Here is a 24243-nt window from a genome sequence, read left to right on the forward strand (position 1 = left end):
GCACGGCGTTGGTGGTTCGAGCGGTGGTGCTTGCCGTTTGGGCGTGGGTGCCCGTTCGACCCTGCTACGCCATGTGAGTGTGTGCCAGTGCCTGCGTTAACCCACTATTGAACGATCCCCATGCAGGGCGTAGGCCGCCTGCTGCCGACGGCATCGCGGGGACGCCTACGGCTGCTGCGCGGGCTCAAAATGCGCTGACGGTCATTGGGTGCTTGCGCGAAGCGCGCCGCTATGCTGGCGAAGCGCCACGCCTGCCAAGAGCAACATTCCAACCGCATAGCAATGCGAAACGCCCACGCCTCCATACACACCTCTCGTTAGGGCTTGCCTGTATTTCCACATTAGGCAATCCGTTTACTATTGCGTAAATCCCGAAGCACACAGCACCCTGTCAGCCCCCATATGATGCAGGCAGGTATTTCCAAGAGACGGGGAGACAATGGACTTATCAATCGCTGCCATCCTGGCCCAGGACGGCATCACCTCGGGCGCGATCTACGCGCTGCTGGCACTGGCCCTGGTGCTGGTGTTCTCGGTGACCCGGGTCATCTTCATCCCGCAAGGGGAGTTTGTTGCCTACGGCGCGCTGACGCTGGCGGCGATGCAGGCCGGGCACGCGCCGCAGACCAGCTGGCTGCTGCTGGCGATGGGGGCGCTGACCTTCGTCTATGAAACCGTCACGGTGCTGCGCAGCGCCGAGTTGCGCCGCACGCTGGGCCAGCGGCTGGCGGTGCTGGCCGGCAAGTACCTGGTATTCCCGCTCGCGGTGCACTGGCTGGCGCAGCAGTATGGCGCGCAGCCGCTGCCGATGCTGGCGCAGATCGCGCTGACGCTGCTGATCATCATCCCGCTGGGGCCGATGTTGTACCGGCTCGCCTACCAGCCGCCGGCCGAAGCCAGCACGCTGGTGCTGCTGATCGTCTCGGTCGGCGTGCACTTTGCGCTGGTGGGGCTGGGCCTGGTGATGTTCGGCGCGGAGGGCTCGCGCACCAATGCGTTCTCGGACGCGCGCTTCGACGTGGGGGCGCTCAGCATCTCGGGCCAGAGCCTGTGGATCGTGGGCGTGTCGGCGCTGCTGATCGGCGCGCTGTACTTCTATTTCGAGCGCACGCTGCAGGGCAAGGCGCTGCGCGCGACCGCGGTGAACCGGCTGGGTGCGCGCCTGGTCGGCATCGGCACCACGCAGGCGGGGCGGCTGTCGTTCACGCTGGCCGCGGCAATGGGTGCGCTGTGCGGCATCCTGATCGCGCCGCTGACCACTGTGTACTACGAGTCGGGCTTCCTGGTGGGCCTGAAGGGCTTTGTCGGCGCCATCGTCGGCGGGCTGGTGAGCTACCCCGTGGCGGCGCTGGGTGCGCTGCTGGTGGGGCTGCTCGAATCCTATTCGTCCTTCTGGGCCAGCGCGTTCAAGGAGGTCATCGTCTTCACACTGATCATTCCGGTGCTGCTGTGGCGCTCGCTGACGAGCAAGCATGTCGAGGAGGAGGAATAAGCCATGACCATGCTGACCGACAAGCAGGCGGCGGTGACCAGTGCCGAGGCAGGCAGCCGTGCGCGGCTGAACCGCAACCGGGTCCTGGTGCTGGCTTTCATTGTGGTGCTGGTGTTGCTGCCGGCGCTGCCGACGCCGGAGTTCTGGATCACGCTGGGCAATTACATCGGCCTGTACAGCATCGTCGCGATCGGGCTGGTGCTGCTGACCGGGGTGGGCGGCATGACCTCGTTCGGGCAGGCGGCGTTCGTGGGGCTGGGCGCATACAGCACTGCGTACCTGACCACGCAGTTCGGGCTGTCGCCGTGGTTCGGGCTGCTGGTGGGGCTGGTGATCACGATGGCATCGGCCTATGTGATCGGGCTGATCACGATGCGCATGTCTGGCCACTACCTGCCGCTGGCGACCATTGCCTGGGGCCTGTCGCTGTTCTTCCTGTTCGGCAACCTGGAGTTCCTGGGCAAGTATGACGGCCTGAACGGGATCCCGGTGCTGTCGTTCTTCGGCATCGAACTGCAGTCGGGCCGCTCGATGTTCTACCTGATCTGGGCGGTAGTGCTGCTGGCCGTGCTGGCGATGCAGAACCTGCTGAACTCGCGCCCGGGCCGCGCCATCCGCGCGCTCAAGGGCGGCGGCGTGATGGCCGAGGCCATGGGTGTGAACACCGCGTGGATGAAGGTGGTGATCTTCGTGGTGGCGGCAGTGCTGGCGTGCGTGTCGGGCTTCCTGTACGCGCACCTGCAGCGCGCGGTGAACCCGACGCCGTTTGGCCTGAACTACGGTATCGAGTACCTGTTCATGGCCGTGGTCGGCGGCGTGGGCCATGTGTGGGGCGCGGTGCTGGGCGCGGGCATCCTGACCATCCTGAAGGATGTGCTGCAGGGCGTGCTGCCCAAGTTGCTCGGTGCCAACGGCAACTTCGAGATCATCGTCTTCGGCGTGCTGCTGGTATTGCTGCTGCAATACGCGCGCGATGGCATCTGGCCGTTCCTGCGGCGTCTGGTTCCTTCGGGTCCGCCGGTACTGGCGCCGGCGCAGGCCGAGGCCCTGGCCGTGCGCCAGAAGCCCGACGCCGGCGAACTGATCCTGGATGTGCGCGCTGCGCGCAAGGAGTTCGGCGGGCTGGTAGCGGTGAACGATGTCAGCTTCCAGGTGCGCGCGGGCGAGATCATCGGGCTGATCGGTCCCAATGGTGCCGGCAAGTCCACCACCTTCAACCTGGTGACGGGCGTGCTGCCGGTCACGCGCGGGGAGGTGCGTTACCGTGGTGAAGTGATATCGGGCCTGCCGTCGCGCGAGATCGTCAAGCGCGGCATCGGCCGCACTTTCCAGCACGTGCACCTGCTGCCGACCATGACGGTGCTGGAGAACGTGGCCATCGGCGCGCACCTGCGTGGCGATTTCCGCGCACAGGGCGGCGTCTCGGCCGCGATCCTGCGCATGAACAAGGCCGAGGAAGAGAAGCTGCTGTTCGAAGCGAAGCGCCAGCTTGATCGCGTGGGCCTGGCCGATTGCATGTATATGGAAGCCGGCAGCCTCGCGCTGGGCCAGCAGCGGATTCTTGAAATCGCGCGTGCACTGTGCTGCGACCCGGCGCTGCTGTTGCTGGACGAGCCGGCAGCGGGTCTGCGCTACAAGGAGAAGCAGGCGCTGGCCGAGCTGCTGCGCAAGCTCAAGGGCGAGGGCATGAGCGTGCTGCTGGTCGAGCACGACATGGACTTCGTGATGAACCTGACCGACCGGCTGGTGGTGATGGAATTCGGCACGCGCATTGCCGAGGGCGTGCCTGAGGAAGTGCAGAAGAACCCCGCGGTGCTGGAAGCCTATCTGGGTGGCGTGGAGTAAGGACCGGACATGAGCCTGATTCTCGAAGTGAAGGACCTCCACGTCCGCTACGGCAAGGTGGAAGCGGTGCACGGCGCCAACCTGAAGGTGGAGGCCGGCAAGATCGTCACGGTGATCGGCCCCAATGGCGCCGGCAAGTCGACCATGCTCAATGCGATCATGGGTGCGCTGCCGGTGACGGGGTCGTCGACCGGTTCGGTGAGCTACCTCGGCCACGACATGGCCGGCATTCCGGTGGAGGGGCGCGTTGCGCGCGGCATGTGCCTGGTCCCGGAGAAGCGCGAGCTGTTCGCGTCGATGACGGTGGAGGACAACCTGCAGCTGGGGGCCTTCCGCCGCAAGCGCGCCGGCGAGAAGAACTACCTGGACCAGATGGACGTGGTCTACGACCAGTTCCCGCGCCTGCGCGAGCGCGCCCGCCAGGACGCCGGCACGCTCTCCGGTGGCGAGCGCCAGATGCTTGCGGTGGGCCGCGCGCTGATGGCAAAGCCGCAGTTGCTGATGCTGGACGAGCCCAGCCTTGGCCTGGCACCGCTGATCGTGAAGGAGATCTTCCACATCATCAGCAACCTGCGCCAGACCGGCGTGGCCACGCTGCTGATCGAGCAGAACGCACGCGCCGCGCTGCAGGTGGCGGACTACGGCTATGTGATCGAGACTGGCGATATGGCGATGGAAGGGCCGGCCGACGAGTTGGCGGCGAATCCGAAGGTGATCGAAACATATCTTGGATTGGCAAAAAAGGCGGCTTGATCCGCTCGGTTTTCGCCAGAGGAATGAGGGCCTGCGGATGCAGGCCCTTTTCTATTGGTGGTGTGAATAACTTTGGGGATAACCCAATTCCGAGGCGCTTCGGACGGGTGTCGGCACCGGTGCGCTGATGTAGGTACGCCAATATCTATTGGAATGATTTTTGCCAATCCAATTTACGGAATAACATCCATGCAGATAATAATTTGCGGAATTTTATCTGTGGGATGAATGCACTTTTGCAGAATTTTTGTTCTGCAAGTCATCTGGTGAATAAAGTATTGGCGCCGCTGCCTGTATCTTTCGCTGCGGTCTCCAGCAGCCAATCCCGGAAGCAGGTCAGCGCCGGATGATCGCGCCGTTCCTTCGGCGCACACAGGAAATAGCCCCGTTGCAGCGAAATTGGCAGGTCAAACGGCGCCGTTACGCGTCCGGCGGCAATTTCGTCGCGTACCAGGCACCGCTGCAGCACGGCGACGCCCATGTCGGCGCGCACCGCCTGGATCAGGATCGAGACCTGGTCGAACGCTGTGGATAACCTTGGCGCAGCGTTGGGTACGCCGGCGGCCTGCAGCCAGTTTTGCCAGTTCGCCGGCGCGGTGGTGTGGTAGAGCAGGGGCTCGTCCAGCAACTCCGCGGGAGACTGCCAGCGGCCGGCCTCGCGCCGTGCCCGCGCGCGGTCCGGATGGCAGACCGGCACCATTTCACGTCCCACCACGTAGTCGACCTGCAGGCTCGGCCACTTGCTGGCTTCACCGGCCAGGATGGCGGCGTCCGGTGACGGGCCGGAGAGGTCCTCGTCGCGCTGGTACGGGACGAAGTCCAGCCGGATTTCCGGATGGCGGCGGTGGAAGTCCGGCAGGCGCGGCACCAGCCAGACGCTGGCCAGCGTGGGCACGATCGATAGTGTCAGGTGGTGCCGGCGGTCGCCGGCGCGCAAGGCGGCGCTGGCGTGCTCGATCGCGGCCAACGGCTCGGCCACGGCATCGAGCAATTGCTGGCCGGCATCGGTCAGCATCAGGCGGTGCGCATTGCGTTGCAGCAGCGGCTGGGCGAAGTGCGCTTCCAGCCGTGCAATGGCGCGGCTGACAGCACCTTGCGTCACGCACAGCTCGTCGGCTGCGCGCGTGAAGCTGCCCAGCCGTGCCGCGGCGGCAAAGGCGTGCAGTTCGGACATCGATGGGGAATGCAGCCGCATGGCGGGGAGGGCGGGGCCGGGGGAAGTTAACTTCCGGAGCGGACGCCGCAAGAATGATCTTTGGTAATGCAAACGTGCAATATAGTCGTTTGTGCACAGCCGGTAAACGGCTGACACTCGCCCGGTTCATGCACAAAACCAACAGGAGAAACCCCATGATCCGAGCTCGGATATCCCGCCGCCAGCTGCTGCTGTCCGGCACCGCTGCCGCGGCCACGCTGGCCTTTGCCGGCAGCGCCTTCGCGCAAGGCAACTACCCGACGCGCCCGATCCGCCTGATCGTGCCGTTTGCGGCAGGCGGCTCCACTGACCTGTCGGCGCGCCTGGTGGCCGAGTTTGCCGGCCGCGAGCTGGGCCAGACGATCGTGGTCGAGAACAAGGGTGGCGCCGGCGGCTCGGTGGGCATGGAGCAGGTGGCCAACGCCGCGCCGGATGGCTACACCATCGGCATGGCCACGGTCAGCACGCACGGCTCTAACCCCGCTGTATACCCGAAGCTCAAGTACGACCCGATCAAGGACTTTGCCCCGGTCACCAACGTGGTGTCGATGCCAAGCGTATTCACGGTGCACCCGAGCGTGCCGGCGAAAACCATGCAGGAATTCATTGCCCTGGCCAAGGCCAATCCGGGCAAGTATTCGGTTGCCTCGCCGGGCACAGGGACCCTCGGCCACGTAAACCTTGAGAACTTCCAGATGCTGGCGAAGATCGAGCTGCTGCATGTGCCGTACAAGGGCGCCGGCCTTGGGCTCAATGATGCGGTGGCGGGGCAGGTCAATGCCATCTCGGACAACCTGGCTTCCGCGCTGCCTCACGTGAAGTCGGGCCGCCTGCGCGCCCTGGCGGTGCTTGGCGCCACGCGCTCGCCGCAGTTGCCAAACGTGCCCACCTATGCGGAACTGGGCTACAAGGAGATGGGCGACGGCGGTTGGTTCGGCATCGTCGCGCCCGCGGGCACGCCGCCCGCCATCGTGGCAAGGCTGAACCAGGCCATCCACAAGGCCATGCAGAACCCTGAATTCAAGCGCAAGGTGGAAGAGTCCGGCGGCACATTGGTGCCGACCACGCCGGAGCAGTTCAAGGCCCAGATCCAGCAGGCCATGGCGCGCTATGCCCGCGTTGCCAAGGCCGCCAACATCCAACTGGACTGACACATGGCTGAAGCGAATCACCTGGCCGCCGCGCTGCCGCCGGTCATTGTGCGCCTGCCGGAAGGGGAGGTGCTACCGCTGGTGTGCGACTCGCCGCACAGCGGCACCGCCTACCCGGCCGACTTCGGCGCGGCGATCCCTGCCGCGCGCCTGCGCGGGGGCGAGGACACACACGTCGACGCTCTGTGGGAGGCCGTGCCCGCAGCAGGCGGTACGCTGCTGGCGGCGACTTTCCCGCGCGTCTATATCGACCCGAACCGGATGGCCGACGATATCGATCCGGCCCAGCTCGACGGCGCCTGGTCGACAGCGCTGGCCCCAGGGCCGAAGACGCAACTGGGCTACGGCCTGATCTGGAGCCGGATCGATGCCAGCACGCCGATCTATGACCGGCGCCTGTCCGTAGCGGAAGTGCAGGGCCGTATCGACGGCTACTACCGGCCGTACCATGCGGCGCTGGCCGAGGCCGTGGAGAGCGCCTACCAGCGCTTTGGCGCGCTCTGGCACCTGAACCTGCACTCCATGCCCAATAACGCCTACGAGCGGCTCAAGATCGACAGCCCAGACCCGCTGGCGGACTTTGTGCTGGGCGACCGGGACGGCACCACCTGCGAGCCGGGGCTGGTCGACCTGGTCGAACGGGAACTGCGCGGCATGGGCTACACGGTGGCGCGCAACGACCCATACAAGGGCGTGCAGCTGATCGCACAGATCGGCCGGCCGGCCGAGCGGCGCAATAGCCTGCAGATTGAGATTCGGCGGCCGCTGTATATGGACGAGGTGACACGCGAGCGCAATGCCGGGTTCACCACCTTGCAGCGCGATCTTGGCAAGCTGACCGAGCAGGTTGCGGGCTACATCCGCGCGCAACTCTGAGGCGCTTGTTCCACGTGAAACATCCGGCCCGGCCCTGTGCCCGGCCTTTTTGTTTCACGTGGAACATAACGTCGCTTTCAAGCGACTCGCCGGGTATCGCCAACGCCATGTTTCACGTGAAACATGGTTACCGTCGGAAAGCGGCTTGTCGATTGCCGCTATAATTTCGCATTCCCGTATTTTCCCGCCAGCCTCCCGGAGGAGGTGTCCCATGCTTTACCCAAAAGAATTCGATGTCATCGTCGTCGGCGGTGGCCATGCCGGCACTGAAGCTGCACTCGCCGCGGCCCGTATGGGCTGCCAGACGCTGCTGCTGACTCACAACATCGAGACGCTGGGCCAGATGAGCTGCAACCCGTCCATCGGGGGCATCGGCAAGGGGCACCTGGTCAAGGAAGTGGACGCCTTGGGCGGTGCCATGGCCGCAGCCACGGACGAGTCCGGCATCCAGTTCCGCATCCTCAACTCCAGCAAGGGCCCGGCGGTACGCGCCACGCGCGCCCAGGCGGACCGCGTGCTGTACCGCAAGGCGATCCGTACGAGGCTGGAGAACCAGCCGAACCTGATGCTGTTCCAGCAGGCCGTGGACGACCTGATGGTGGAGGGCGACCGCGTAGTCGGCGCTATGACGCAGGTCGGCATCGCCTTCCGCGCCCGCGCGGTGGTGCTGACCGCCGGCACCTTCCTGGACGGCAAGATCCACGTCGGGCTGGACAACTACACCGGCGGCCGCGCCGGCGACCCGGCAGCGGTGTCGCTGTCGGCGCGCCTGAAGGACCTGAAGCTGCCGCAAGGCCGCCTGAAGACAGGCACGCCGCCGCGTATTGACGGCCGCACCATCGATTTCTCGGTGATGGAAGAGCAGCCTGGCGACCTGGATCCGGTACCGGTGTTCTCCTTTCTGGGCCGTCCGGAGCAGCACCCGCAACAGCTGCCATGCTGGATCACCCATACCAACAGCCATACCCACGACATCATCCGCGGCGGGCTGGACCGCTCGCCGATGTACACCGGCGTGATCGAAGGGGTAGGGCCGCGCTACTGCCCGAGCATCGAGGACAAGATCCATCGCTTTGCCAGCAAGGAAAGCCACCAGATCTTCCTGGAACCCGAAGGCCTGACCACCAACGAGTTCTACCCCAACGGGATCTCGACCAGCCTGCCGTTCGACGTGCAGCTGGACCTGGTGCACTCGATCCGCGGGATGGAGAACGCGCATATCCTGCGCCCCGGCTATGCGATCGAGTATGACTACTTCGATCCGCGCGGGCTGAAGGCATCGCTGGAGAGCAAGGCGATCCGCGGCCTGTTCTTTGCGGGGCAGATCAATGGCACCACCGGCTATGAAGAAGCCGCCGCGCAGGGCCTGCTGGCCGGCATCAACGCTGGCTGCTATGTGCGCGAACGCGATGCGTGGACGCCGCGCCGTGACCAGGCCTACCTGGGCGTGCTGGTCGACGACCTGATTACCCGCGGTGTGACCGAGCCGTATCGCATGTTCACCAGCCGCGCGGAATTCCGCCTGAGCCTGCGAGAAGACAATGCCGATATGCGCCTGACTGAGGTCGGCCGTGAACTGGGCGTGGTCGACGATGCACGCTGGGATGCCTTCAACCGCAAGCGCGACGCTGTTTCACGTGAAACAGAGCGCCTGAAGAGCACATGGGTCAACCCGGCCATGCTGCCGGCCGAAGATGCCATGCCGCTGCTGGGCAAGCCGATCGAGCGCGAGTACAGCCTGGCCGACCTGCTGCGCCGGCCCGAAGTCCGCTATGAAGCACTGATGGCGCTGCAGGGCGGCCGCCATGCCCCGGAAACGCCGCTGGACGCCGAGCCGATGCTGGCGGAGCAGATCCGCGAGCAGATCGAGATCGGCATCAAGTACCACGGCTATATCGCCCGCCAGGCGGCCGAGGTCGACAAGCTGGAAGCCAATGAGTCGACCCGCCTGCCGGAAGGGCTGGACTACACCGAAGTGCGTGGCCTGGGCTTCGAGGTCAGTCAGAAGCTGAACCAGCATCGTCCGGAAACGCTGGGCCAGGCCTCGCGCATTTCCGGCGTGACGCCGGCCGCGATCTCGCTGCTGCTGGTGCACCTGAAGAAGAAGGGGCTGGGGCGCATGCGCGCTGAGTCGGGCGCACCTTCCGGCAACTCCGAAGAGGCCGCCTGAGTGCCCGGTCCGCGACACACCATGACCGACGACGCCACGCAGCGTCGTCGCCTTGAAGCCGGCCTGGCCGAGATCGGGCTGACGCTGGCGCCGGCCCAGATCGACACCTTGTTTGCCTACCTGGCGCTGCTGCGCAAGTGGAACGGCGTCTACAACCTGACCGCAATCCGCCACCCCGATGAGATGCTTACGCATCACATGCTGGACTCGCTTGCCGCCGTGCCGGCACTGGCCGAAGCCGCGCGCGCCGCAGAGGTAGGCACGCCGGCGCGGGGCAGGGTATTGGACGTGGGCTCGGGCGGCGGCATGCCCGGCCTGCCGCTGGCCATCGCCTGTCCCGACGTGTCGGTGCTGATGGTGGACATCGTGCAGAAGAAGACCGCCTTCCTGACCCAGTGCCGTGCGCAACTCGGGCTTTCCAATGCCGCGGCGCATTGGGGGCCGGTAGAGAAGCTGGACGACGACGATGGCTTTGCCGTGATCACCTCGCGCGCGTTTGCCGAGCTGACTGACTTCGTGAACCTGTCGGGCCAGCTCCTCGCACCGCACGGCAAGCTGATCGCCATGAAGGGTGTTTATCCACAGGCCGAGCTGGACCGCATGGAAGCTGCCGGGCTGATGGCGCAATGGCAGGTCGATGCGGTGTCCCGCATCACCGTGCCCGGGCTGGATGCCGAGCGCCACCTGGTGGTGCTGTCGCGGCGCGCAAGCGCCAACGCATGACGTACGCCGTGGCGCTGCGTGCAGCGCCACGAACTGCCAGCCCCGCGCTGGCCGGATGAATTGAAGCAGGAGCCTCAGTAGCTTATGGCCAAGGTATTCGTGATCGCAAACCAGAAGGGCGGGGTAGGCAAGACCACCACCACGGTGAACCTCGCCGCCGGCCTGGCCGCGCAGGACCAGCGCGTGCTGCTGGTCGACCTGGACCCGCAGGGCAATGCCTCGATGGGTTCGGGCATCGACAAACAGGCGCTGGAGCACAGCGTGTACCAGGTGCTGGTGGGCCTGGCCAGCATCAAGCAGGCGCGCCAGCGTTCCGAGACCGGCAGGTACGACGTGCTGCCCGCCAACCGCGAACTGGCCGGCGCGGAAGTGGAGCTGGTCGAGCTGGACCAGCGCGAGCGCCGCCTCAGGCAGGCCATCGAAGAGGTCAATGACGAGTATGACTTCGTGCTGATCGACTGCCCGCCGTCGCTGTCGCTGCTGACGCTGAACGGCCTGTGTGCCGCGCACGGCGTGATCGTGCCGATGCAGTGCGAGTACTTCGCGCTGGAAGGGCTGTCGGACCTGGTCAACACCATCAAGCAGGTGCACGCCAACCTGAACCGCGACCTGCAGGTGATCGGCCTGCTGCGCGTCATGTTCGATCCGCGCGTCACGCTGCAGCAGCAGGTGTCGGCGCAGCTGGAATCGCACTTCGGTGAAAAGGTCTTCAAGACCCTGATTCCGCGCAATGTGCGCCTGGCCGAGGCGCCGTCCTATGGCATGCCGGGCGTGGCGTTCGATCCGTCATCGAAGGGCGCAAAAGCGTACCTGGATTTCGGCGCCGAGATGATCGCGCGCGTCAGGCAGCTGGGCTGAAGGAGAGGGCAAGCATGAGCACTGCAAAGAAAAAGGGCCTGGGCCGCGGCCTCGAAGCGTTGCTGGGCGGGCCGGCCGAAATCGTTGAATCGGTGAAGCAGGAGGGTGCACCCACGGTGCTGCGCCTGAGCCAGCTGCAGCCGGGCAAGTACCAGCCGCGCACGCGCATGGATGAAGGCGCGCTGCAGGAGCTGGCCGCCAGCATCCGCGCGCAGGGCCTGATGCAGCCGATCCTGGTGCGCCGCGTGGCCGAGCCGGACCGCTATGAAATCATCGCGGGCGAGCGGCGCTTCCGCGCGTCCAAGCTCGCCGGCCTGGACAAGGTGCCGGTGCTGGTGAAGGACGTGGCCGATGAAGCCGCGGCCGCGATGGCGCTGATCGAGAACATCCAGCGCGAAGACCTGAACCCGCTGGAAGAAGCGCAGGGCATCATGCGCCTGATCCGCGAGTTCAGTTTCACGCATGAGCAGGCGGCCGAGTCGGTCGGCCGTTCGCGCAGCGCGGTGTCGAACCTGCTGCGCCTGCTGAACCTGGCCGCGCCGGTGCAGACCATGCTGATGGCGGGCGACCTCGACATGGGCCACGCGCGCGCGCTGCTGGCGGTGGACGGCGCCAACCAGATCACGCTGGCCAACCAGATCGTGAACAAGCGGCTGTCGGTGCGCGAGACCGAGAAGCTGGTGGCGTCCACGCTCAAGCCGTTCGACCTGAAGTCGCTCAAGCAGAAGGGCGCCAACAACGTGCGCGACGTGGCACGGCTGGAAGAAGAATTGTCCGATGCGCTGGGCCTGGCGGTACAGATCAAGCTGGGCGCGCGCGGCAAGGGCCAGCTCACCATCCACTTCAGCGACAACGACGCGCTGGAAGGCGTGCTCGTGCGCCTGCGTGAATCCACTGAAAAGCAGAAGGTTGCCTGAGGCAAGATGCGAAGGCGCACGTAACTTCGCGTGCGCAATTCGGTGCGATTAGCGGACATTGCGGCGATGACTGTTGCGTGTACGCTGCAGTGGTCGTTCCAAGGGCAGGTATACGTACGGCGTGCCCGGTAATCCCTCATCATGCACAGGGTTCGCTGTGCAATCCAATTACGTCAAACATCATTGCTGCGCAATTTTTGCGCGGCCATCATGCCATCGTGATGGCAACCGTTGTGCACAACGCATTGCAAGGTAAATGTAAGCGGATTGACGCGAATCAGTAGTTCCCCTTAAAATCGTGCGGTTTGAATTCTGGTCGGGCCGAAAAGTTCCGGCCTGGAATGAGGCAGGCAGGTAGTGGTTCAAGACCGTCAGCAGCGAGGCGCCGGGTCCCGTCAGGAAGATGACTGGGACGACTGGAAAGAAGGCGCAGAACGTGAGGAAGAGGCTGTCGATCCGCTGTCGCATGCCGAGGCGGTGACGCTGTTTGGCGAGCGTGCGTTGCGCCCTTCGCGCATGACCCCGGGCAAGGTTGTCCTGGCGCAGGTGGTGGTTTCCCTGCTGTCGGCACTGTGCTGGGCGCTGTTCGCGAAAGAGGCGGGGCCGTATGGGTGGTCGGCGCTGTTCGGCGGCATGGTGTGCTTCGTGCCGAGCGGATTCTTCGCCTTGCGCCTGTGGCTGGCGCGCGACCGGGCGTCGGTCGGCGGGCTGGTGCTGGGTGAGGCGATCAAGGTCTTCGGCACCGTGGCACTGCTGGTGCTGGTCGTGGTGCTGTACCGGGATCTGCGCTGGGTGCCGATGCTGGTCACGTTCCTGCTGGCGCTAAAGACATATTGGGTGGTGGCCCTGGCGATGCGCTAGGCCAGCCGCTCGAAAACGGTGCTTCACCCGGAGGTGGGGCACCGAAACGGAATATCAAGAGTTTTCCGTGACGGTTTCACCGCGGGTTTCATCGCAGTGACATCGGACACGGCCAAGGTTGGACCCCGCTTGCATTGCGGTGACCGGCGAATCCGCCGAAGGCAATGCAAGTTGCGTACCGGGCGTTTGCCAGACAGTGGCGGCGCGCGGCCTGAAGATTTCGCAATATACCGTTCGTATCGACATGTCTGATGCTACCCAAGGCGCCGAACACGCGCTGACACCCTCCGGCTATATCGCCGAACACTTGCAGAACTTGAACTCGGTCGGCGGCAAGCAAGCGTCGGTGGTCGATTTCTCCGTGCTCAACTACGACACGGTGTTCTGGTCCGTGCTGTGCGGCGCCATCGCCGTGCTGTTCCTGTACGCTGCCGCGCGCCGCGTCACTGCCGGCGTGCCGGGCCGCTTCCAGGCCTTCGTCGAGATGATCGTCGAGATGGTCGACGACCAGGCCAAGGGCATCATCCACGGCGACCGTTCGTGGATTGCTCCGCTGGCGCTGATGGTGTTCTGCTGGATCACCATGATGAACGCGATCGACCTGATTCCGGTCGACTGGGTCACCGGCCTGAACAGCCTGCTCGGCGTCTTCCACATTCACCTTCCCCACCACCGCGCAGTGGCCACGGCCGACCTGAACGGCACGCTGGGCATGTCGTGCTCGGTGCTGGTCCTGATGATCTACTACAGCTTCAAGATCAAGGGTACGGGCGGCTTCATGCACGAACTGTTCTCGGCCCCGTTCGGCGCCAAGTGGTACCTGGCCCCGTTCAACCTGGTCCTGAACCTGATTGAATTCCTGGCCAAGGCCGTTTCGCTCGGCATGCGGTTGTTCGGCAACATGTACGCCGGCGAACTCGTGTTCCTGCTGATCGCGCTGCTGGGTTCCATCTGGACGTTCAGCGCCGACCTGTCCGCGCTGGGCTTTGTCGGCCACGTGGTGGCCGGCACGGTATGGGCGATCTTCCACATCCTGATCGTCCTGCTCCAGGCCTTCATTTTCATGATGCTGACGCTGGTGTATATCGGCCAGGCTCACGATCACCACTGATTTCCGGTTTTTGGTTTTTTGGTTCTAAGTCTCTCTAAATTAAAGGAGTCATCATGCAAGCATTTCTCGCCAACATCCAAGGTCTGACCGCCATCGGTATCGGCATCATCATCGGCCTGGGCGCTATCGGCGCCTGCCTGGGTATCGCCCTGATGGGTGGCAAGTACATCGAAGCCTGCGCACGTCAGCCTGAGCTGATGAACCCGCTGCAAACCAAGATGTTCCTGCTGGCTGGCCTGATCGACGCTGCATTCCTGATCGGCGTGGGTGTTGCAATGCTGTTCGCCTTCGCCAACCCGCTGCTGGCTGTCATCAAGTAATTCTTTTCGGTCTGCATGATGCTGACGGGCGGCGCGGGCCACTAGCCTGGCCGCCCTTGCGCATTTATCTGTAGTTTGATTACCGAAAGGAACACACCATGAATCTGAACGCAACGTTTTTTGCGCAGATGGTCGTGTTCTTCATCCTGTGGTGGGTTGTTGCCAAATTCATTTGGCCGCCGCTGGTGAAGGCGCTCGACGAACGCGCAAAGAAGATCGCCGATGGCCTCGCCGCTGCCGAGAAGGGCAAGGCCGAGCTCGAACTCGCCAACAAGCGTGTGGACCAGGCTATGGCCGAAGCCCGCACCGAGGGTGCACAACGCGTCGCTGACGCCGAGAAGCGCGCCCAGCTGACGGCGGACGAGATCAAGCAAAACGCCCAGGCAGAAGCCGCACGCATCATTGCCCAGGCCAAGGCCGAAGCAGACCAGCAGGTTACCCGTGCACGCGAAGAACTGCGTGACCAGGTTGCCGTGCTGGCCGTCAAGGGTGCCGAGCAGATCCTCAAGCGTGAAGTGAACGCGCAGGTCCACACCGACCTGCTCAATCAACTCAAGGCTGAGCTCTAATCATGGCTGAAACCGCAACCATTGCCCGTCCCTACGCTGAGGCGCTGTTCCGCGTCGCCAGCGAATCGAGCGCAGGCAATCTGGGTGCATGGTCCGAGCTGGTGTCGGAGATGGGGCAGGTTGCTGCCAATCCCGACATGAAGGCGGTAGCCGGCGATCCGAACGTTCCCGGCGAGAAGCTGGCCGAACTGTTCCTGTCGGTGCTGAAGTCCCCGCTGAATGACGAGGCTCGCCGCTTCGTCAAGCTGCTGGTGGATAACGGCCGCCTGACGGTGATGCCGGAAATCGCCGAGCAGTTCCATGTGCTCAAGAACGCCCGCGAAGGGTCGTCGGATGTCGAGATCACCAGCGCATTCCCGCTGGAAGGTTCGCAGTTGAACGACCTGGTCGCTGCACTCGAACGCAAGTTCGGCCGCAAGCTGTACGCGAAGGTGGCGGTGGACCCGTCCCTGATCGGCGGCGTGAGCGTCAAGGTCGGCGACGAAGTGCTCGACACCTCCGTGCGTACGCGCCTGGCTGCCATGCAAGCCACGCTGACCGCCTGACCGCACCGGCCGACGGATTGAAGAATTAGGAGCATTGTGATGCAACTGAACCCCTCAGAAATCAGCGAGCTGATCAAGACCCGCATCTCGGGCCTTGGCGCTGAAGCTGAAGTGCGCAACACCGGCACGGTGATTTCCGTGACCGATGGCATCTGCCGCGTGCACGGCCTGTCCGGCGTGATGCAGGGCGAGATGCTGGAATTCCCCGGCAACACCTTCGGCCTCGCGCTGAACCTCGAGCGCGACTCGGTCGGCGCCGTGGTGCTGGGTGACTACGAACACATTTCCGAAGGCGACACGGTCAAGTGCACCGGCCGCATTCTGGAAGTGCCGGTGGGCAAGGAACTGCTGGGCCGCGTGGTCAACACGCTGGGCCAGCCGATCGACGGCAAGGGCCCGATCAACGCCAAGGAAACGGACGTGATCGAGAAGGTCGCCCCGGGCGTGATCGCGCGTCAGTCGGTGAGCCAGCCGGTGCAGACCGGCCTGAAGTCGATCGACTCGATGGTGCCGATCGGCCGTGGCCAGCGTGAGCTGATCATTGGCGACCGCCAGACCGGCAAGACCGCCGTGGCTGTCGACGCGATCATCAACCAGAAGGGCAAGGGCATGTACTGCGTGTACGTCGCCATTGGCCAGAAGGCTTCGACGATCGCCAACGTGGTGCGCAAGCTGGAAGAGCACGGCGCGATGGAATACACCGTCGTCGTGGCCGCCGCCGCTTCGGACTCGGCCGCCATGCAGTACCTGGCTGCCTACGCCGGCTGCACCATGGGCGAGTACTTCCGCGACCGCGGCGAAGACGCGCTGATCGTCTATGACGACCTGACCAAGCAAGCCTGGGCCTACCGCCAGGTGTCGCTGCTGCTGCGCCGCCCGCCGGGCCGTGAAGCGTACCCGGGCGACGTGTTCTACCTGCACTCGCGCCTGCTGGAGCGTGCCGCGCGCGTGAACGCCGAGTACGTCGAGAAGTTCACCAACGGCGCCGTCAAGGGCAAGACCGGTTCGCTGACCGCGCTGCCGGTGATCGAAACGCAGGCCGGCGACGTGTCCGCGTTCGTGCCGACCAACGTGATTTCGATTACCGACGGCCAGATCTTCCTGGAAACCGACCTGTTCAACGCCGGTGTCCGTCCCGCCATCAATGCCGGTATTTCGGTGTCGCGCGTGGGTGGTGCTGCCCAGACCAAGGTGGTGAAGAACCTGGCCGGTGGTATCCGTACCGACCTCGCCCAGTACCGTGAACTGGCTGCTTTCGCGCAGTTCGCTTCGGACCTGGACGATGCCACCCGCAAGCAGCTGGAGCGCGGCCGCCGCGTGACCGAGCTGCTCAAGCAGCCGCAATACCAGCCGCAGCAGGTGTGGCAGCTGGCCGCGTCGCTGTTCGCCGCCAACAACGGCTTCCTCGACAACGTGGAAGTGAAGGACATTCTGCCGTTCGAGAAGGGCCTGCACGACCATCTGAAGACCAAGTACGCCGACCTCATCAACCGTATCGAAGAGACCAAGCAGCTCTCGAAGGAAGATGAACCCGCCCTGCGTGCCGCGATCGAGGATTTCAAGAAGTCCGCCGCGTTCTAACCGCGCAATTCTCCGATACCGCCGCCGCGCCTGGCTAACGCCGGCGCGGCGCTGGTTCGGACGGAGAGGAAAGTATGGCCGGAACGAAAGAGATTCGAACCAAGATTAAGAGCGTGCAGAACACGCGCAAGATCACCAAGGCGATGGAGATGGTCGCCGCATCCAAGATGCGCAAGGCGCAGGAACGGATGCGCAATGCCCGTCCCTATGCCGAGAAAGTGCGTAACATCGCGGCGCACCTGGCTTCGGCCAACCCCGAGTTCAAGCACCCGTTCATGCAGGAGCGCGAAGTCAAGCGCGTCGGCATGATCGTGGTCACGACCGACAAGGGGCTGTGCGGCGGTCTGAACACGAACGTGCTGCGTGCGGTGACCAACGAGCTGAAGAGCCTGCAGGGTCGCGGCGTGGATGTGCAAGCCACTGCCATCGGCAGCAAGGGCATGCAGTTCCTGAGCCGCATCGGCGCCAAGGTGGCCTCGAATGTGGTGCAGCTCGGCGACACCCCGCACCTGGAAAAGCTGATCGGCGCGATCAAGGTCCAGCTCGACGCATTCACCAATGGTGAAGTCGATGCGGTGTACATCGCGTACACCAAGTTCATCAACACGATGAAGCAGGAACCGATGGTTGAGCAACTGCTGCCGCTCGCCGCCGACAAGCTGTCGCAGACGGAAGAAGAGAAGCGCGCCTACTCGTGGGACTACATCTACGAGCCTGACGCGCAGACCGTGGTGGAAGAGCTGCTGGTTCGCTACGTCGAGGCGCTGGTGTACCAGGCCGTGGCCGAGAACATGGCGTCCGAACAGTCGGCGCGCATGGTGGCTATGAAGGCGGCATCCGACAATGCCAAGAACGTGATCGGCGAACTGCAGCTGGACTACAACAAGACCCGGCAGGCAGCGATCACCAAGGAATTGTCAGAGATCGTCAGCGGTGCGGCAGCGGTCTGAGGCGTTAAGAATTCAAGCTATCGGAGATACGAAATGAGTATCGGAAATATTGTGCAGTGCATCGGCGCCGTGGTGGACATCGAGTTCCCGCGCGACGCGATGCCGAAGGTGTACGACGCGCTGGTGCTGGAAGACAGCGGCGAAACGTCGTTCGCCGAAAAGGGCCTGACGTTCGAAGTCCAGCAGCAGTTGGGTGACGGCGTGGTCCGTACCATTGCCCTCGGTTCGTCGGACGGCCTGCGTCGCGGCATGCCGGTGAAGAGCACCGGCGCGCCGATCTCGGTGCCGGTGGGTCAAGGCACGCTGGGCCGCATTATGGATGTCCTGGGTCGCCCCATCGACGAAGCTGGCCCGATCGCTTCCGACGAGCGGCGCGCGATTCACCAGAAGGCGCCGAAGTTCGACGAACTGTCGCCTTCCACCGACCTGCTCGAAACCGGCATCAAGGTGATCGACCTGATTTGCCCGTTCGCCAAGGGCGGCAAGGTGGGTCTGTTTGGTGGCGCAGGCGTGGGCAAGACCGTCAACATGATGGAGCTCATCAACAACATCGCCAAGCAGCACAGCGGTCTGTCGGTGTTCGCCGGCGTGGGCGAGCGTACCCGTGAAGGGAACGACTTCTACCACGAAATGAAGGACTCGAACGTGCTCGACAAGGTGGCCATGGTGTTCGGCCAGATGAACGAGCCGCCGGGCAACCGTCTGCGCGTGGCACTTTCCGGCCTGACCATGGCCGAGAAGTTCCGCGACGAGGGCCGTGACATCCTGTTCTTCGTCGACAACATCTACCGCTACACGCTGGCTGGTACCGAAGTGTCGGCACTGCTGGGCCGTATGCCTTCCGCCGTGGGCTACCAGCCGACGCTGGCTGAAGAAATGGGCAAGCTGCAGGAGCGTATTACGTCGACCAAGACTGGCTCGATTACGTCGATCCAGGCCGTCTACGTGCCTGCGGATGACTTGACCGACCCGTCGCCGGCTACCACCTTCCTGCACCTGGACTCGACCCTGGTGCTGTCGCGTGACATTGCCGCTCTCGGTATCTACCCCGCAGTGGACCCGCTCGACTCGACCTCGCGTCAGATGGACCCGCAAGTGGTTGGCCAGGAGCACTACAACGTTGCGCGCGCCGTACAGCAGACCCTGCAGCGTTACAAGGAACTGCGCGACATCATCGCGATTCTGGGCATGGACGAACTGTCGCCGGAAGACAAGATGGCCGTGAACCGCGCTCGTAAGATCCAGCGTTTCCTGTCGCAGCCGTTCCACGTGGCCGAAGTGTTCACGGGTTCGCCGGGCAAGTACGTGCCGCTGAAGGAAACCATCCGTGGTTTCAAGATGCTGGTGGATGGCGAGTGCGATCACCTGCCCGAGCAGGCGTTCTACATGGTCGGCTCGATCGACGAAGCCTTCGAAAAGGCCAAGAAGCTCCAGTAAGCGGCGTCTTTCGCCTTCATGCGTCGTTGCGGCTGCCTTGCCGTAGTTAATCTACGGTCTGCGGCGGCCGCGCCTGGCACGAAGGCGAAATACTTGCTTCCCGGAAACGGGAAGCCAAAGCTTTCAGGAGAAAGGATCTGATATGGCAACCATTCTTGTAGACGTCGTCAGCGCGGAAACGTCGATCTTCTCCGGCCAGGCGAAGTTCGTGGCGCTGCCGGGCGAGTCGGGTGAACTGGGCATTCTGCCGGGTCACACGCCGCTGATCACGCGCATCCAGCCGGGTGCGGTGCGGATCGAGAAGGAAGACGGCAGCGAAGAGTTCGTGTTCGTTGCCGGCGGCATTCTCGAAGTCCAGCCCAAGCACGTCACCGTGCTGGCCGACACCGCTATCCGCGGTGGCGACCTGGACGAAGCCAAGGCGCGGGAAGCCAAGCGTGCTGCCGAAGAGCTGATGCAGAACCAGAGCAGCGATCTGGATCTGGCGCGCGCTCAGAGCGAGCTCGCCGTGGCGGCTGCCCAACTGGCTGCCATCGCCCGCCTGCGTCGTAAGAAGTAAGCAATTAGTCGGTTGTCGCGCTGTTGTTTTTCTGGCGCGACAATGAAAAAAGGCAGCCCATGGCTGCCTTTTTTTGGGCGTGGCGATATGCTTTTGTCCTGCCTGGACAAAAAAAAGCGCGCGGGCCGGGGAGGCTCCGCGCGGACGGGAAAATCCCTTCGAGGGGTCAATTCGAAGGAACGGGTTCGGTCCAGGCCGACAATCAAGGCGCAACGGATATCCAATATCCGACCAGAGGCCGCAAAGGCCACGCGCTGCAACGGTCTACCTGGTGCTCCGGTCCAGCGGCGATCTGCTGGATCGGAAAATCGGTTACTGCTTCAAAAAGGCTTTCTTCACCACGCCCCTTTAAGTCTGAACAGCCTTATTCACTGGGGCGCCACACGCCGCGGACAGCGGGTGTGTCAATGCATTGTGGGGGAAACTCCCCGGCATGGCAGTAACAAAATGTATCGTTTTGCAAGAAGTTGAAAGCCAGAGGTGCCGGGATCTGGCGTGTTCGGCATATTTTCACGCGTTCACGTCACGTTAACCGCAGAAAGGTGCCGTTGCATTATCTTTAATGACGCGATTTACGTGTTCGCTCCCCCACCAATCTCTGCGTGACAATTCCGGTTACGATTCAGGACGCCTGAGGCCTTCGCGTTGCGTTTTTGCATGTCCGCGGGCCCGCCCTTGTCCACCCGGAGACGCGATGCGCCCTGAGATGCAGCAAGCCATACAAGCCATGCTGGCGATGAAGACCGTGGCCGTGGTCGGCCTGTCCGACCGCCGGGAGCGTCCCAGCCATGAGGTTGCGGAATTCCTGCAGGACCACGGCTTCCGGATCGTGCCGGTCAATCCGCGTCATGCCGGCGAACGCATTCTGGGCGAGACCTGCCACGCCACGCTGCGCGAAGCCGCCGACGCTGCCGCGGCAGCAGGCAGCCCCATCGCGTGGGTCGACATCTTCCGCCGTGCCGAGGAAACGCCCGGCGTGGTCGATGAGGCCATCGCCGTTGGCGCACAGGGTGTCTGGCTGCAGTTGGGCATCGTCAACGACCAGGCAGTGCGCCGCGCTTCCGATGCCGGCCTGCTGGCGGTGCAGGATTGCTGCAGCAAGGTCGAGCTGACGCACCAGCTCGGGCTGGACTGATTCCCGTCAGGCACCGCTTCTACTTTCCGCTTTCCCTTCAGCCGCCAACCATGGCCATCGATCCGCAACTGCTTGCCTATTACCGCCGCCTGGCGGAGCGTTACGCCAATGCGCCCGCGCCGGCCGACATTCCGGCGCAGCGGGCCCGTTTCGCCGAGATTGCGGCGGTGTCGCTGTTGCCGGATCCGCCAGGCATCACGGTGCAGGACCTGGAGCTTGCGCTCGCTGGCCGCACGCTGGGCGCCAGGCTGTTCCGCCCGGCCGGCAAGACCGCGCCGCGGCTGGTGGTCTACTTCCACGGTGGCGGCTGGGTGATCGGCTCGGCGCAGACGCACCATACGGTTGCCGCCTTGCTGGCGGCCGACACGGGCTGCGCGGTGGCCAGCGTCGACTACCGCCTCGCCCCCGAGCACGCGTTCCCTGCTCCCTGCGACGATGCTGCCGAGGCCGTGCAGTGGTTCACCGGTCAACGCCAGGCACTCGGGCTGGCGACCGACTTCCTGGCCGTGGCGGGTGACAGCGCCGGCGGCCACCTGGCGGCGCAGGCAGCGCAGCAACTCAACAGCGGCGGCGCGGCGCGGGTCGATGCGCAGCTGCTGATCTATCCCGTGACGGCGCCGGTGCTCAGCACCGAAAGCTACCGCGCCTTTGCCGACGGTCCTGGCCTGACGCGTGACGAGATGGCCTGGTTCTGGACCCAGTTCATCGGCGCCGAGGCCCTGGCGCAGGGCGCCGCCCATCCCGACCCCCGCGTGCACCTGATGGCCGCGCCGCCAGTGCGTCCGCCCGCCACCGTGCTGATGGTGGCCGCGCACGATGTGCTGCGCGACGACGGCCTGGCCTATGCCGACTTCCTGGTGCGCCACGACGCCCCGGTGGTCACCATCGAGGCCAGCGGCATGACCCACGGCTTCGCACGGCTGCAGCCCGATGCCGAACGCGCGCGCGAATGGATGCGGCGTGCCGCAGCGGCCTTCACCGGGATGATCGACGACGTCTGAGCGGCATCCAGCCGCAGCCATCCCTTAGAATGGCGGTCTTACGAGGATGACCATGACCGCACTGCAGAACGATACCTTCCTGCGCGCGCTGCGCCGCCAGCCGACCGAATACACGCCGCTGTGGCTGATGCGCCAGGCGGGCCGCTACCTGCCCGAGTACAACGCCACGCGCGCCCGCGCCGGCAGTTTCCTCGGGCTGGCGAAGAACCCGGCCTACGCCACGGAAGTGACACTGCAGCCGCTGGACCGTTATCCGCTGGACGCGGCGATTCTCTTTTCCGACATCCTGACCGTGCCCGACGCGATGGGCCTGGGCCTGTCGTTCGCGCAGGGCGAGGGCCCGCGCTTTGCCCATCCGCTGCGCACCGAAGCCGACGTGCAGAAACTGGCGGTGCCGGACATGGCGTCGCTGCAGTATGTCTTTGACGCGGTGAGCGAGATCCGCCGCGCACTGGTCCAGGACGGCCGCCAGCGCGTGCCGCTGATCGGCTTTTCCGGCAGCCCCTGGACGCTGGCGTGCTACATGGTCGAAGGCGGCGGCTCGGACGACTTCCGCACGGTCAAGGCGATGATGTACGGCCGCCCGGACCTGATGCACCGCATTCTCGAGATCAACGCCCAGGCGGTGACGGCATACCTGAATGCCCAGATCGAAGCCGGCGCGCAGGCCGTGATGATTTTCGACACCTGGGGCGGGGCGCTTGCCGACGGCATGTACCAGGCGTTCTCGCTGGCCTATATGCGCCGGGTGCTGGCCGGCCTGAAGCGCGAGCACGATGGCCAGCAGGTGCCCGCGATCGTCTTTACCAAGGGCGGCGGCCTGTGGCTCGAGGCGCTGGCTGACACCGGCGCCGACGCGATCGGGCTGGACTGGACCGTCAACCTGGCCGAAGCGCGCCGCCGCACCTGCGGGCGCGTGGCGCTGCAGGGCAATATCGACCCGACCGTGCTGTTCGCCCCCGAGGCCGCGATCCGCGAGCAGGTGCGCGGCGTGCTGGACAGCTATGCCGCCGCCGGGGGCAGTGATGGTCACGTATTCAACCTGGGCCACGGCATTTCGCAGTTCACGCCGCCGGAGAACGTCTCGGTGCTGGTGGACGAAGTGCATCGCCACAGCCGCCAGCTGCGCGCTGAGCAGAAGTGACGGTGACAGTATGCGGTCGGCCTGGCTGCTGCTGCGGCGCCCTGCGCTGCAGCGTGCCGGCGCGCCAGCGTACCCAGTGCTGCGGGCGCCGCGCCGCCGGACCCTGTCAAGTTAACTTTTTCGCCAGCATTCGCCAAAAAGGTGCTCGGCCTTGACTGGCGGCACTTGACTTATGCACACCGATAGGTTTGCCGCAGTGCGGGACAGGGTTATTCCCTAACCTATCCGGGGGATCTTTGCAAGCCCTTGATTTTTAAGGATTTGGAAGAATTGCAAAGGAAGGCCCGATGCCGGTGGATCCCTTGTTTCGCGGGGCTTCCCGGCCAGCCGGTGCGACTTTTCAACAAAGTTATCCACAGGGGCGGTGGAATTAGTGGAAAACCAGTCATCTATCATCGACTTAGGGCCACATTTGAAGTTTTACTTTAAGTTGATGTTGCGCCGCACACTAGATTTCCACTCTTATTACGCCAGCCGCCCGTTGCACAAAGGTTGCGCAAAGGCGGTGCACCAGGAAGGGCCGCATGGCGCGAGCTAGCGGCGCGCTCCCACTGGTTGAGGACAGCACGGCGATGGGCGCCGTGATGTCGTCCGCCGCCGCCCAGCCAGTCATCCGGGTCGCGCTGGACACCCCCGCCGACGACTGCTTCGACTACCTCGCCACGCCCGAGGTCGCCCCGGGTGACCTGGTGGTGGTGCCGTTCGGCCGCCGCAGCATGGTCGGCGTGGCGGTGGCATACGCCGACAGCTCCGATGTGCCCGCCGACCGGCTGCGCCCGGTGGCGCAGCGCCTGGACTGGATGCCGCCGCTGCAGCCCGACTGGATCGGGCTGGCCGCCTTTGCCGCGCGCTACTACCAGCGCCGTCTGGGCGAAGTGATGCTGCCGGCCTTGCCGCCGGCCTTGCGCGAGGCCGAGGGCTGGCCGGGCCTGGCCCAGCGTGCCCGCACCGACGAATACCGCCTGTTGCCCGAGCATGCAGAGGCCCTGCTGGCCGCCGTGCCGCCACGCGCACGTAGCGTGCGCGCCCTAGCACAGGCGCTGGCCGAGC

At 64.6% G+C, this 24243-nt stretch carries 22 protein-coding genes and 1 pseudogene; 22 read left to right on the forward strand and 1 reads right to left on the reverse strand.

Annotation, left to right across the window (positions count from 1 at the left end; genetic code table 11):
* Positions 1-439: 439 nt before the first annotated feature.
* The 3 genes from CF68_RS28570 to CF68_RS28580 are packed head-to-tail and all read left to right on the forward strand — an operon-like array spanning position 440 to position 4090.
* Positions 440-1492 carry a branched-chain amino acid ABC transporter permease gene (locus tag CF68_RS28570; RefSeq protein WP_035825587.1) on the forward strand — a complete coding sequence of 351 codons (1053 nt, stop codon included), beginning with the start codon at positions 440-442 and terminating at the stop codon, positions 1490-1492.
* Between the two features lie 3 nt (positions 1493-1495).
* Positions 1496-3337 (forward strand): ATP-binding cassette domain-containing protein, encoded by a 1842-nt coding sequence (locus CF68_RS28575; RefSeq protein WP_051591731.1) that lies wholly within the window; start codon positions 1496-1498, stop codon positions 3335-3337.
* A 9-nt stretch (positions 3338-3346) separates the two neighbouring features.
* A complete protein-coding gene (locus CF68_RS28580) occupies positions 3347-4090 on the forward strand; it encodes an ABC transporter ATP-binding protein (protein WP_035825588.1) in 744 nt (247 codons plus the stop codon).
* Between the two features lie 259 nt (positions 4091-4349).
* On the opposite strand, the gene CF68_RS28585 is transcribed toward CF68_RS28580, so the two are convergent.
* A complete protein-coding gene (locus CF68_RS28585; protein WP_013958398.1) occupies positions 4350-5285 on the reverse strand; it encodes a LysR substrate-binding domain-containing protein in 936 nt (311 codons plus the stop codon).
* Between the two features lie 155 nt (positions 5286-5440).
* On the opposite strand from CF68_RS28585, the gene CF68_RS28590 reads away from it, so the two are divergent.
* The 19 genes and pseudogenes from CF68_RS28590 to CF68_RS28680 all read left to right on the forward strand — a co-directional run.
* Entirely contained in the window at positions 5441-6436 is a 996-nt protein-coding gene (locus tag CF68_RS28590; protein ID WP_035825589.1) for a tripartite tricarboxylate transporter substrate binding protein BugE, read from the forward strand.
* A 3-nt stretch (positions 6437-6439) separates the two neighbouring features.
* Positions 6440-7312: an N-formylglutamate amidohydrolase gene (locus tag CF68_RS28595; RefSeq protein WP_035825592.1), complete on the forward strand. Its 873-nt coding sequence runs from the start codon at positions 6440-6442 to the stop codon at positions 7310-7312.
* A 211-nt stretch (positions 7313-7523) separates the two neighbouring features.
* Complete coding sequence (gene mnmG, locus CF68_RS28600; RefSeq protein ID WP_035825595.1) at positions 7524-9482, forward strand: tRNA uridine-5-carboxymethylaminomethyl(34) synthesis enzyme MnmG; 1959 nt, start codon at positions 7524-7526, stop codon at positions 9480-9482.
* A 21-nt stretch (positions 9483-9503) separates the two neighbouring features.
* On the forward strand, positions 9504-10205 hold the full coding sequence (rsmG, locus tag CF68_RS28605) for a 16S rRNA (guanine(527)-N(7))-methyltransferase RsmG (RefSeq protein WP_035825599.1): 702 nt from the start codon (positions 9504-9506) through the stop codon (positions 10203-10205).
* Between the two features lie 84 nt (positions 10206-10289).
* Positions 10290-11063, forward strand: a complete 774-nt coding sequence (locus CF68_RS28610) for a ParA family protein (RefSeq protein ID WP_013958393.1) — start codon at positions 10290-10292, stop codon at positions 11061-11063.
* Positions 11064-11077: 14 nt separating this feature from the next.
* Entirely contained in the window at positions 11078-11980 is a 903-nt protein-coding gene (locus CF68_RS28615) for a ParB/RepB/Spo0J family partition protein (RefSeq protein ID WP_035825601.1), read from the forward strand.
* Positions 11981-12337: 357 nt separating this feature from the next.
* Entirely contained in the window at positions 12338-12841 is a 504-nt protein-coding gene (locus tag CF68_RS28620) for an ATP synthase subunit I (protein WP_013958391.1), read from the forward strand.
* 244 nt (positions 12842-13085) lie between these two features.
* Positions 13086-13952, forward strand: coding sequence for a F0F1 ATP synthase subunit A (gene atpB, locus CF68_RS28625; RefSeq protein WP_035825623.1), 867 nt, complete (start codon positions 13086-13088; stop codon positions 13950-13952).
* Between the two features lie 53 nt (positions 13953-14005).
* A complete protein-coding gene (gene atpE, locus CF68_RS28630) occupies positions 14006-14272 on the forward strand; it encodes a F0F1 ATP synthase subunit C (protein ID WP_013958389.1) in 267 nt (88 codons plus the stop codon).
* A 98-nt stretch (positions 14273-14370) separates the two neighbouring features.
* On the forward strand, positions 14371-14841 hold the full coding sequence (locus CF68_RS28635) for a F0F1 ATP synthase subunit B (RefSeq protein ID WP_013958388.1): 471 nt from the start codon (positions 14371-14373) through the stop codon (positions 14839-14841).
* 2 nt (positions 14842-14843) lie between these two features.
* The gene (locus CF68_RS28640; protein ID WP_035825604.1) at positions 14844-15386 is read left to right on the forward strand and encodes a F0F1 ATP synthase subunit delta; all 543 of its coding nucleotides are present in this window, start codon (positions 14844-14846) and stop codon (positions 15384-15386) included.
* 39 nt (positions 15387-15425) lie between these two features.
* Positions 15426-16967 (forward strand): F0F1 ATP synthase subunit alpha, encoded by a 1542-nt coding sequence (gene atpA, locus CF68_RS28645; RefSeq protein WP_013958386.1) that lies wholly within the window; start codon positions 15426-15428, stop codon positions 16965-16967.
* 74 nt (positions 16968-17041) lie between these two features.
* Positions 17042-17917: a F0F1 ATP synthase subunit gamma gene (gene atpG / locus CF68_RS28650; protein WP_035825606.1), complete on the forward strand. Its 876-nt coding sequence runs from the start codon at positions 17042-17044 to the stop codon at positions 17915-17917.
* A 33-nt stretch (positions 17918-17950) separates the two neighbouring features.
* A complete protein-coding gene (gene atpD, locus CF68_RS28655) occupies positions 17951-19354 on the forward strand; it encodes a F0F1 ATP synthase subunit beta (RefSeq protein ID WP_013958384.1) in 1404 nt (467 codons plus the stop codon).
* Between the two features lie 142 nt (positions 19355-19496).
* On the forward strand, positions 19497-19913 hold the full coding sequence (locus tag CF68_RS28660) for a F0F1 ATP synthase subunit epsilon (protein ID WP_013958383.1): 417 nt from the start codon (positions 19497-19499) through the stop codon (positions 19911-19913).
* Positions 19914-20607: 694 nt separating this feature from the next.
* Positions 20608-21048 carry a CoA-binding protein gene (locus tag CF68_RS28665; protein WP_035825608.1) on the forward strand — a complete coding sequence of 147 codons (441 nt, stop codon included), beginning with the start codon at positions 20608-20610 and terminating at the stop codon, positions 21046-21048.
* A gap of 50 nt (positions 21049-21098) precedes the next feature.
* Entirely contained in the window at positions 21099-22049 is a 951-nt protein-coding gene (locus CF68_RS28670) for an alpha/beta hydrolase (RefSeq protein ID WP_035825610.1), read from the forward strand.
* A 52-nt stretch (positions 22050-22101) separates the two neighbouring features.
* Positions 22102-23193 carry a uroporphyrinogen decarboxylase gene (hemE, locus tag CF68_RS28675; RefSeq protein ID WP_035825626.1) on the forward strand — a complete coding sequence of 364 codons (1092 nt, stop codon included), beginning with the start codon at positions 22102-22104 and terminating at the stop codon, positions 23191-23193.
* Positions 23194-23717: 524 nt separating this feature from the next.
* Positions 23718-24243, forward strand: a pseudogene (locus CF68_RS28680) (primosomal protein N'); the annotation flags it as partial.

The sequence above is a fragment of the Cupriavidus sp. SK-4 genome (genome assembly GCF_000611125.1).
GTDB lineage: Bacteria > Pseudomonadota > Gammaproteobacteria > Burkholderiales > Burkholderiaceae > Cupriavidus > Cupriavidus necator.

Coding starts and splice junctions, on each gene's coding strand:
- atpE (WP_013958389.1), top strand. CDS start 14,006: ATGCAAGCATTTCTCGCCAACATCCAAGGTCTGACCGCCATCGGTATC.
- CF68_RS28660 (WP_013958383.1), top strand. CDS start 19,497: ATGGCAACCATTCTTGTAGACGTCGTCAGCGCGGAAACGTCGATCTTC.
- mnmG (WP_035825595.1), top strand. CDS start 7,524: ATGCTTTACCCAAAAGAATTCGATGTCATCGTCGTCGGCGGTGGCCAT.
- CF68_RS28670 (WP_035825610.1), top strand. CDS start 21,099: ATGGCCATCGATCCGCAACTGCTTGCCTATTACCGCCGCCTGGCGGAG.
- CF68_RS28610 (WP_013958393.1), top strand. CDS start 10,290: ATGGCCAAGGTATTCGTGATCGCAAACCAGAAGGGCGGGGTAGGCAAG.
- atpG (WP_035825606.1), top strand. CDS start 17,042: ATGGCCGGAACGAAAGAGATTCGAACCAAGATTAAGAGCGTGCAGAAC.
- atpA (WP_013958386.1), top strand. CDS start 15,426: ATGCAACTGAACCCCTCAGAAATCAGCGAGCTGATCAAGACCCGCATC.
- CF68_RS28575 (WP_051591731.1), top strand. CDS start 1,496: ATGACCATGCTGACCGACAAGCAGGCGGCGGTGACCAGTGCCGAGGCA.
- CF68_RS28590 (WP_035825589.1), top strand. CDS start 5,441: ATGATCCGAGCTCGGATATCCCGCCGCCAGCTGCTGCTGTCCGGCACC.
- CF68_RS28640 (WP_035825604.1), top strand. CDS start 14,844: ATGGCTGAAACCGCAACCATTGCCCGTCCCTACGCTGAGGCGCTGTTC.
- CF68_RS28615 (WP_035825601.1), top strand. CDS start 11,078: ATGAGCACTGCAAAGAAAAAGGGCCTGGGCCGCGGCCTCGAAGCGTTG.
- CF68_RS28635 (WP_013958388.1), top strand. CDS start 14,371: ATGAATCTGAACGCAACGTTTTTTGCGCAGATGGTCGTGTTCTTCATC.
- CF68_RS28570 (WP_035825587.1), top strand. CDS start 440: ATGGACTTATCAATCGCTGCCATCCTGGCCCAGGACGGCATCACCTCG.
- rsmG (WP_035825599.1), top strand. CDS start 9,504: ATGACCGACGACGCCACGCAGCGTCGTCGCCTTGAAGCCGGCCTGGCC.
- CF68_RS28595 (WP_035825592.1), top strand. CDS start 6,440: ATGGCTGAAGCGAATCACCTGGCCGCCGCGCTGCCGCCGGTCATTGTG.
- atpB (WP_035825623.1), top strand. CDS start 13,086: ATGTCTGATGCTACCCAAGGCGCCGAACACGCGCTGACACCCTCCGGC.
- CF68_RS28580 (WP_035825588.1), top strand. CDS start 3,347: ATGAGCCTGATTCTCGAAGTGAAGGACCTCCACGTCCGCTACGGCAAG.
- atpD (WP_013958384.1), top strand. CDS start 17,951: ATGAGTATCGGAAATATTGTGCAGTGCATCGGCGCCGTGGTGGACATC.
- hemE (WP_035825626.1), top strand. CDS start 22,102: ATGACCGCACTGCAGAACGATACCTTCCTGCGCGCGCTGCGCCGCCAG.
- CF68_RS28665 (WP_035825608.1), top strand. CDS start 20,608: ATGCGCCCTGAGATGCAGCAAGCCATACAAGCCATGCTGGCGATGAAG.
- CF68_RS28585 (WP_013958398.1), bottom strand. CDS start 5,285: ATGCGGCTGCATTCCCCATCGATGTCCGAACTGCACGCCTTTGCCGCC.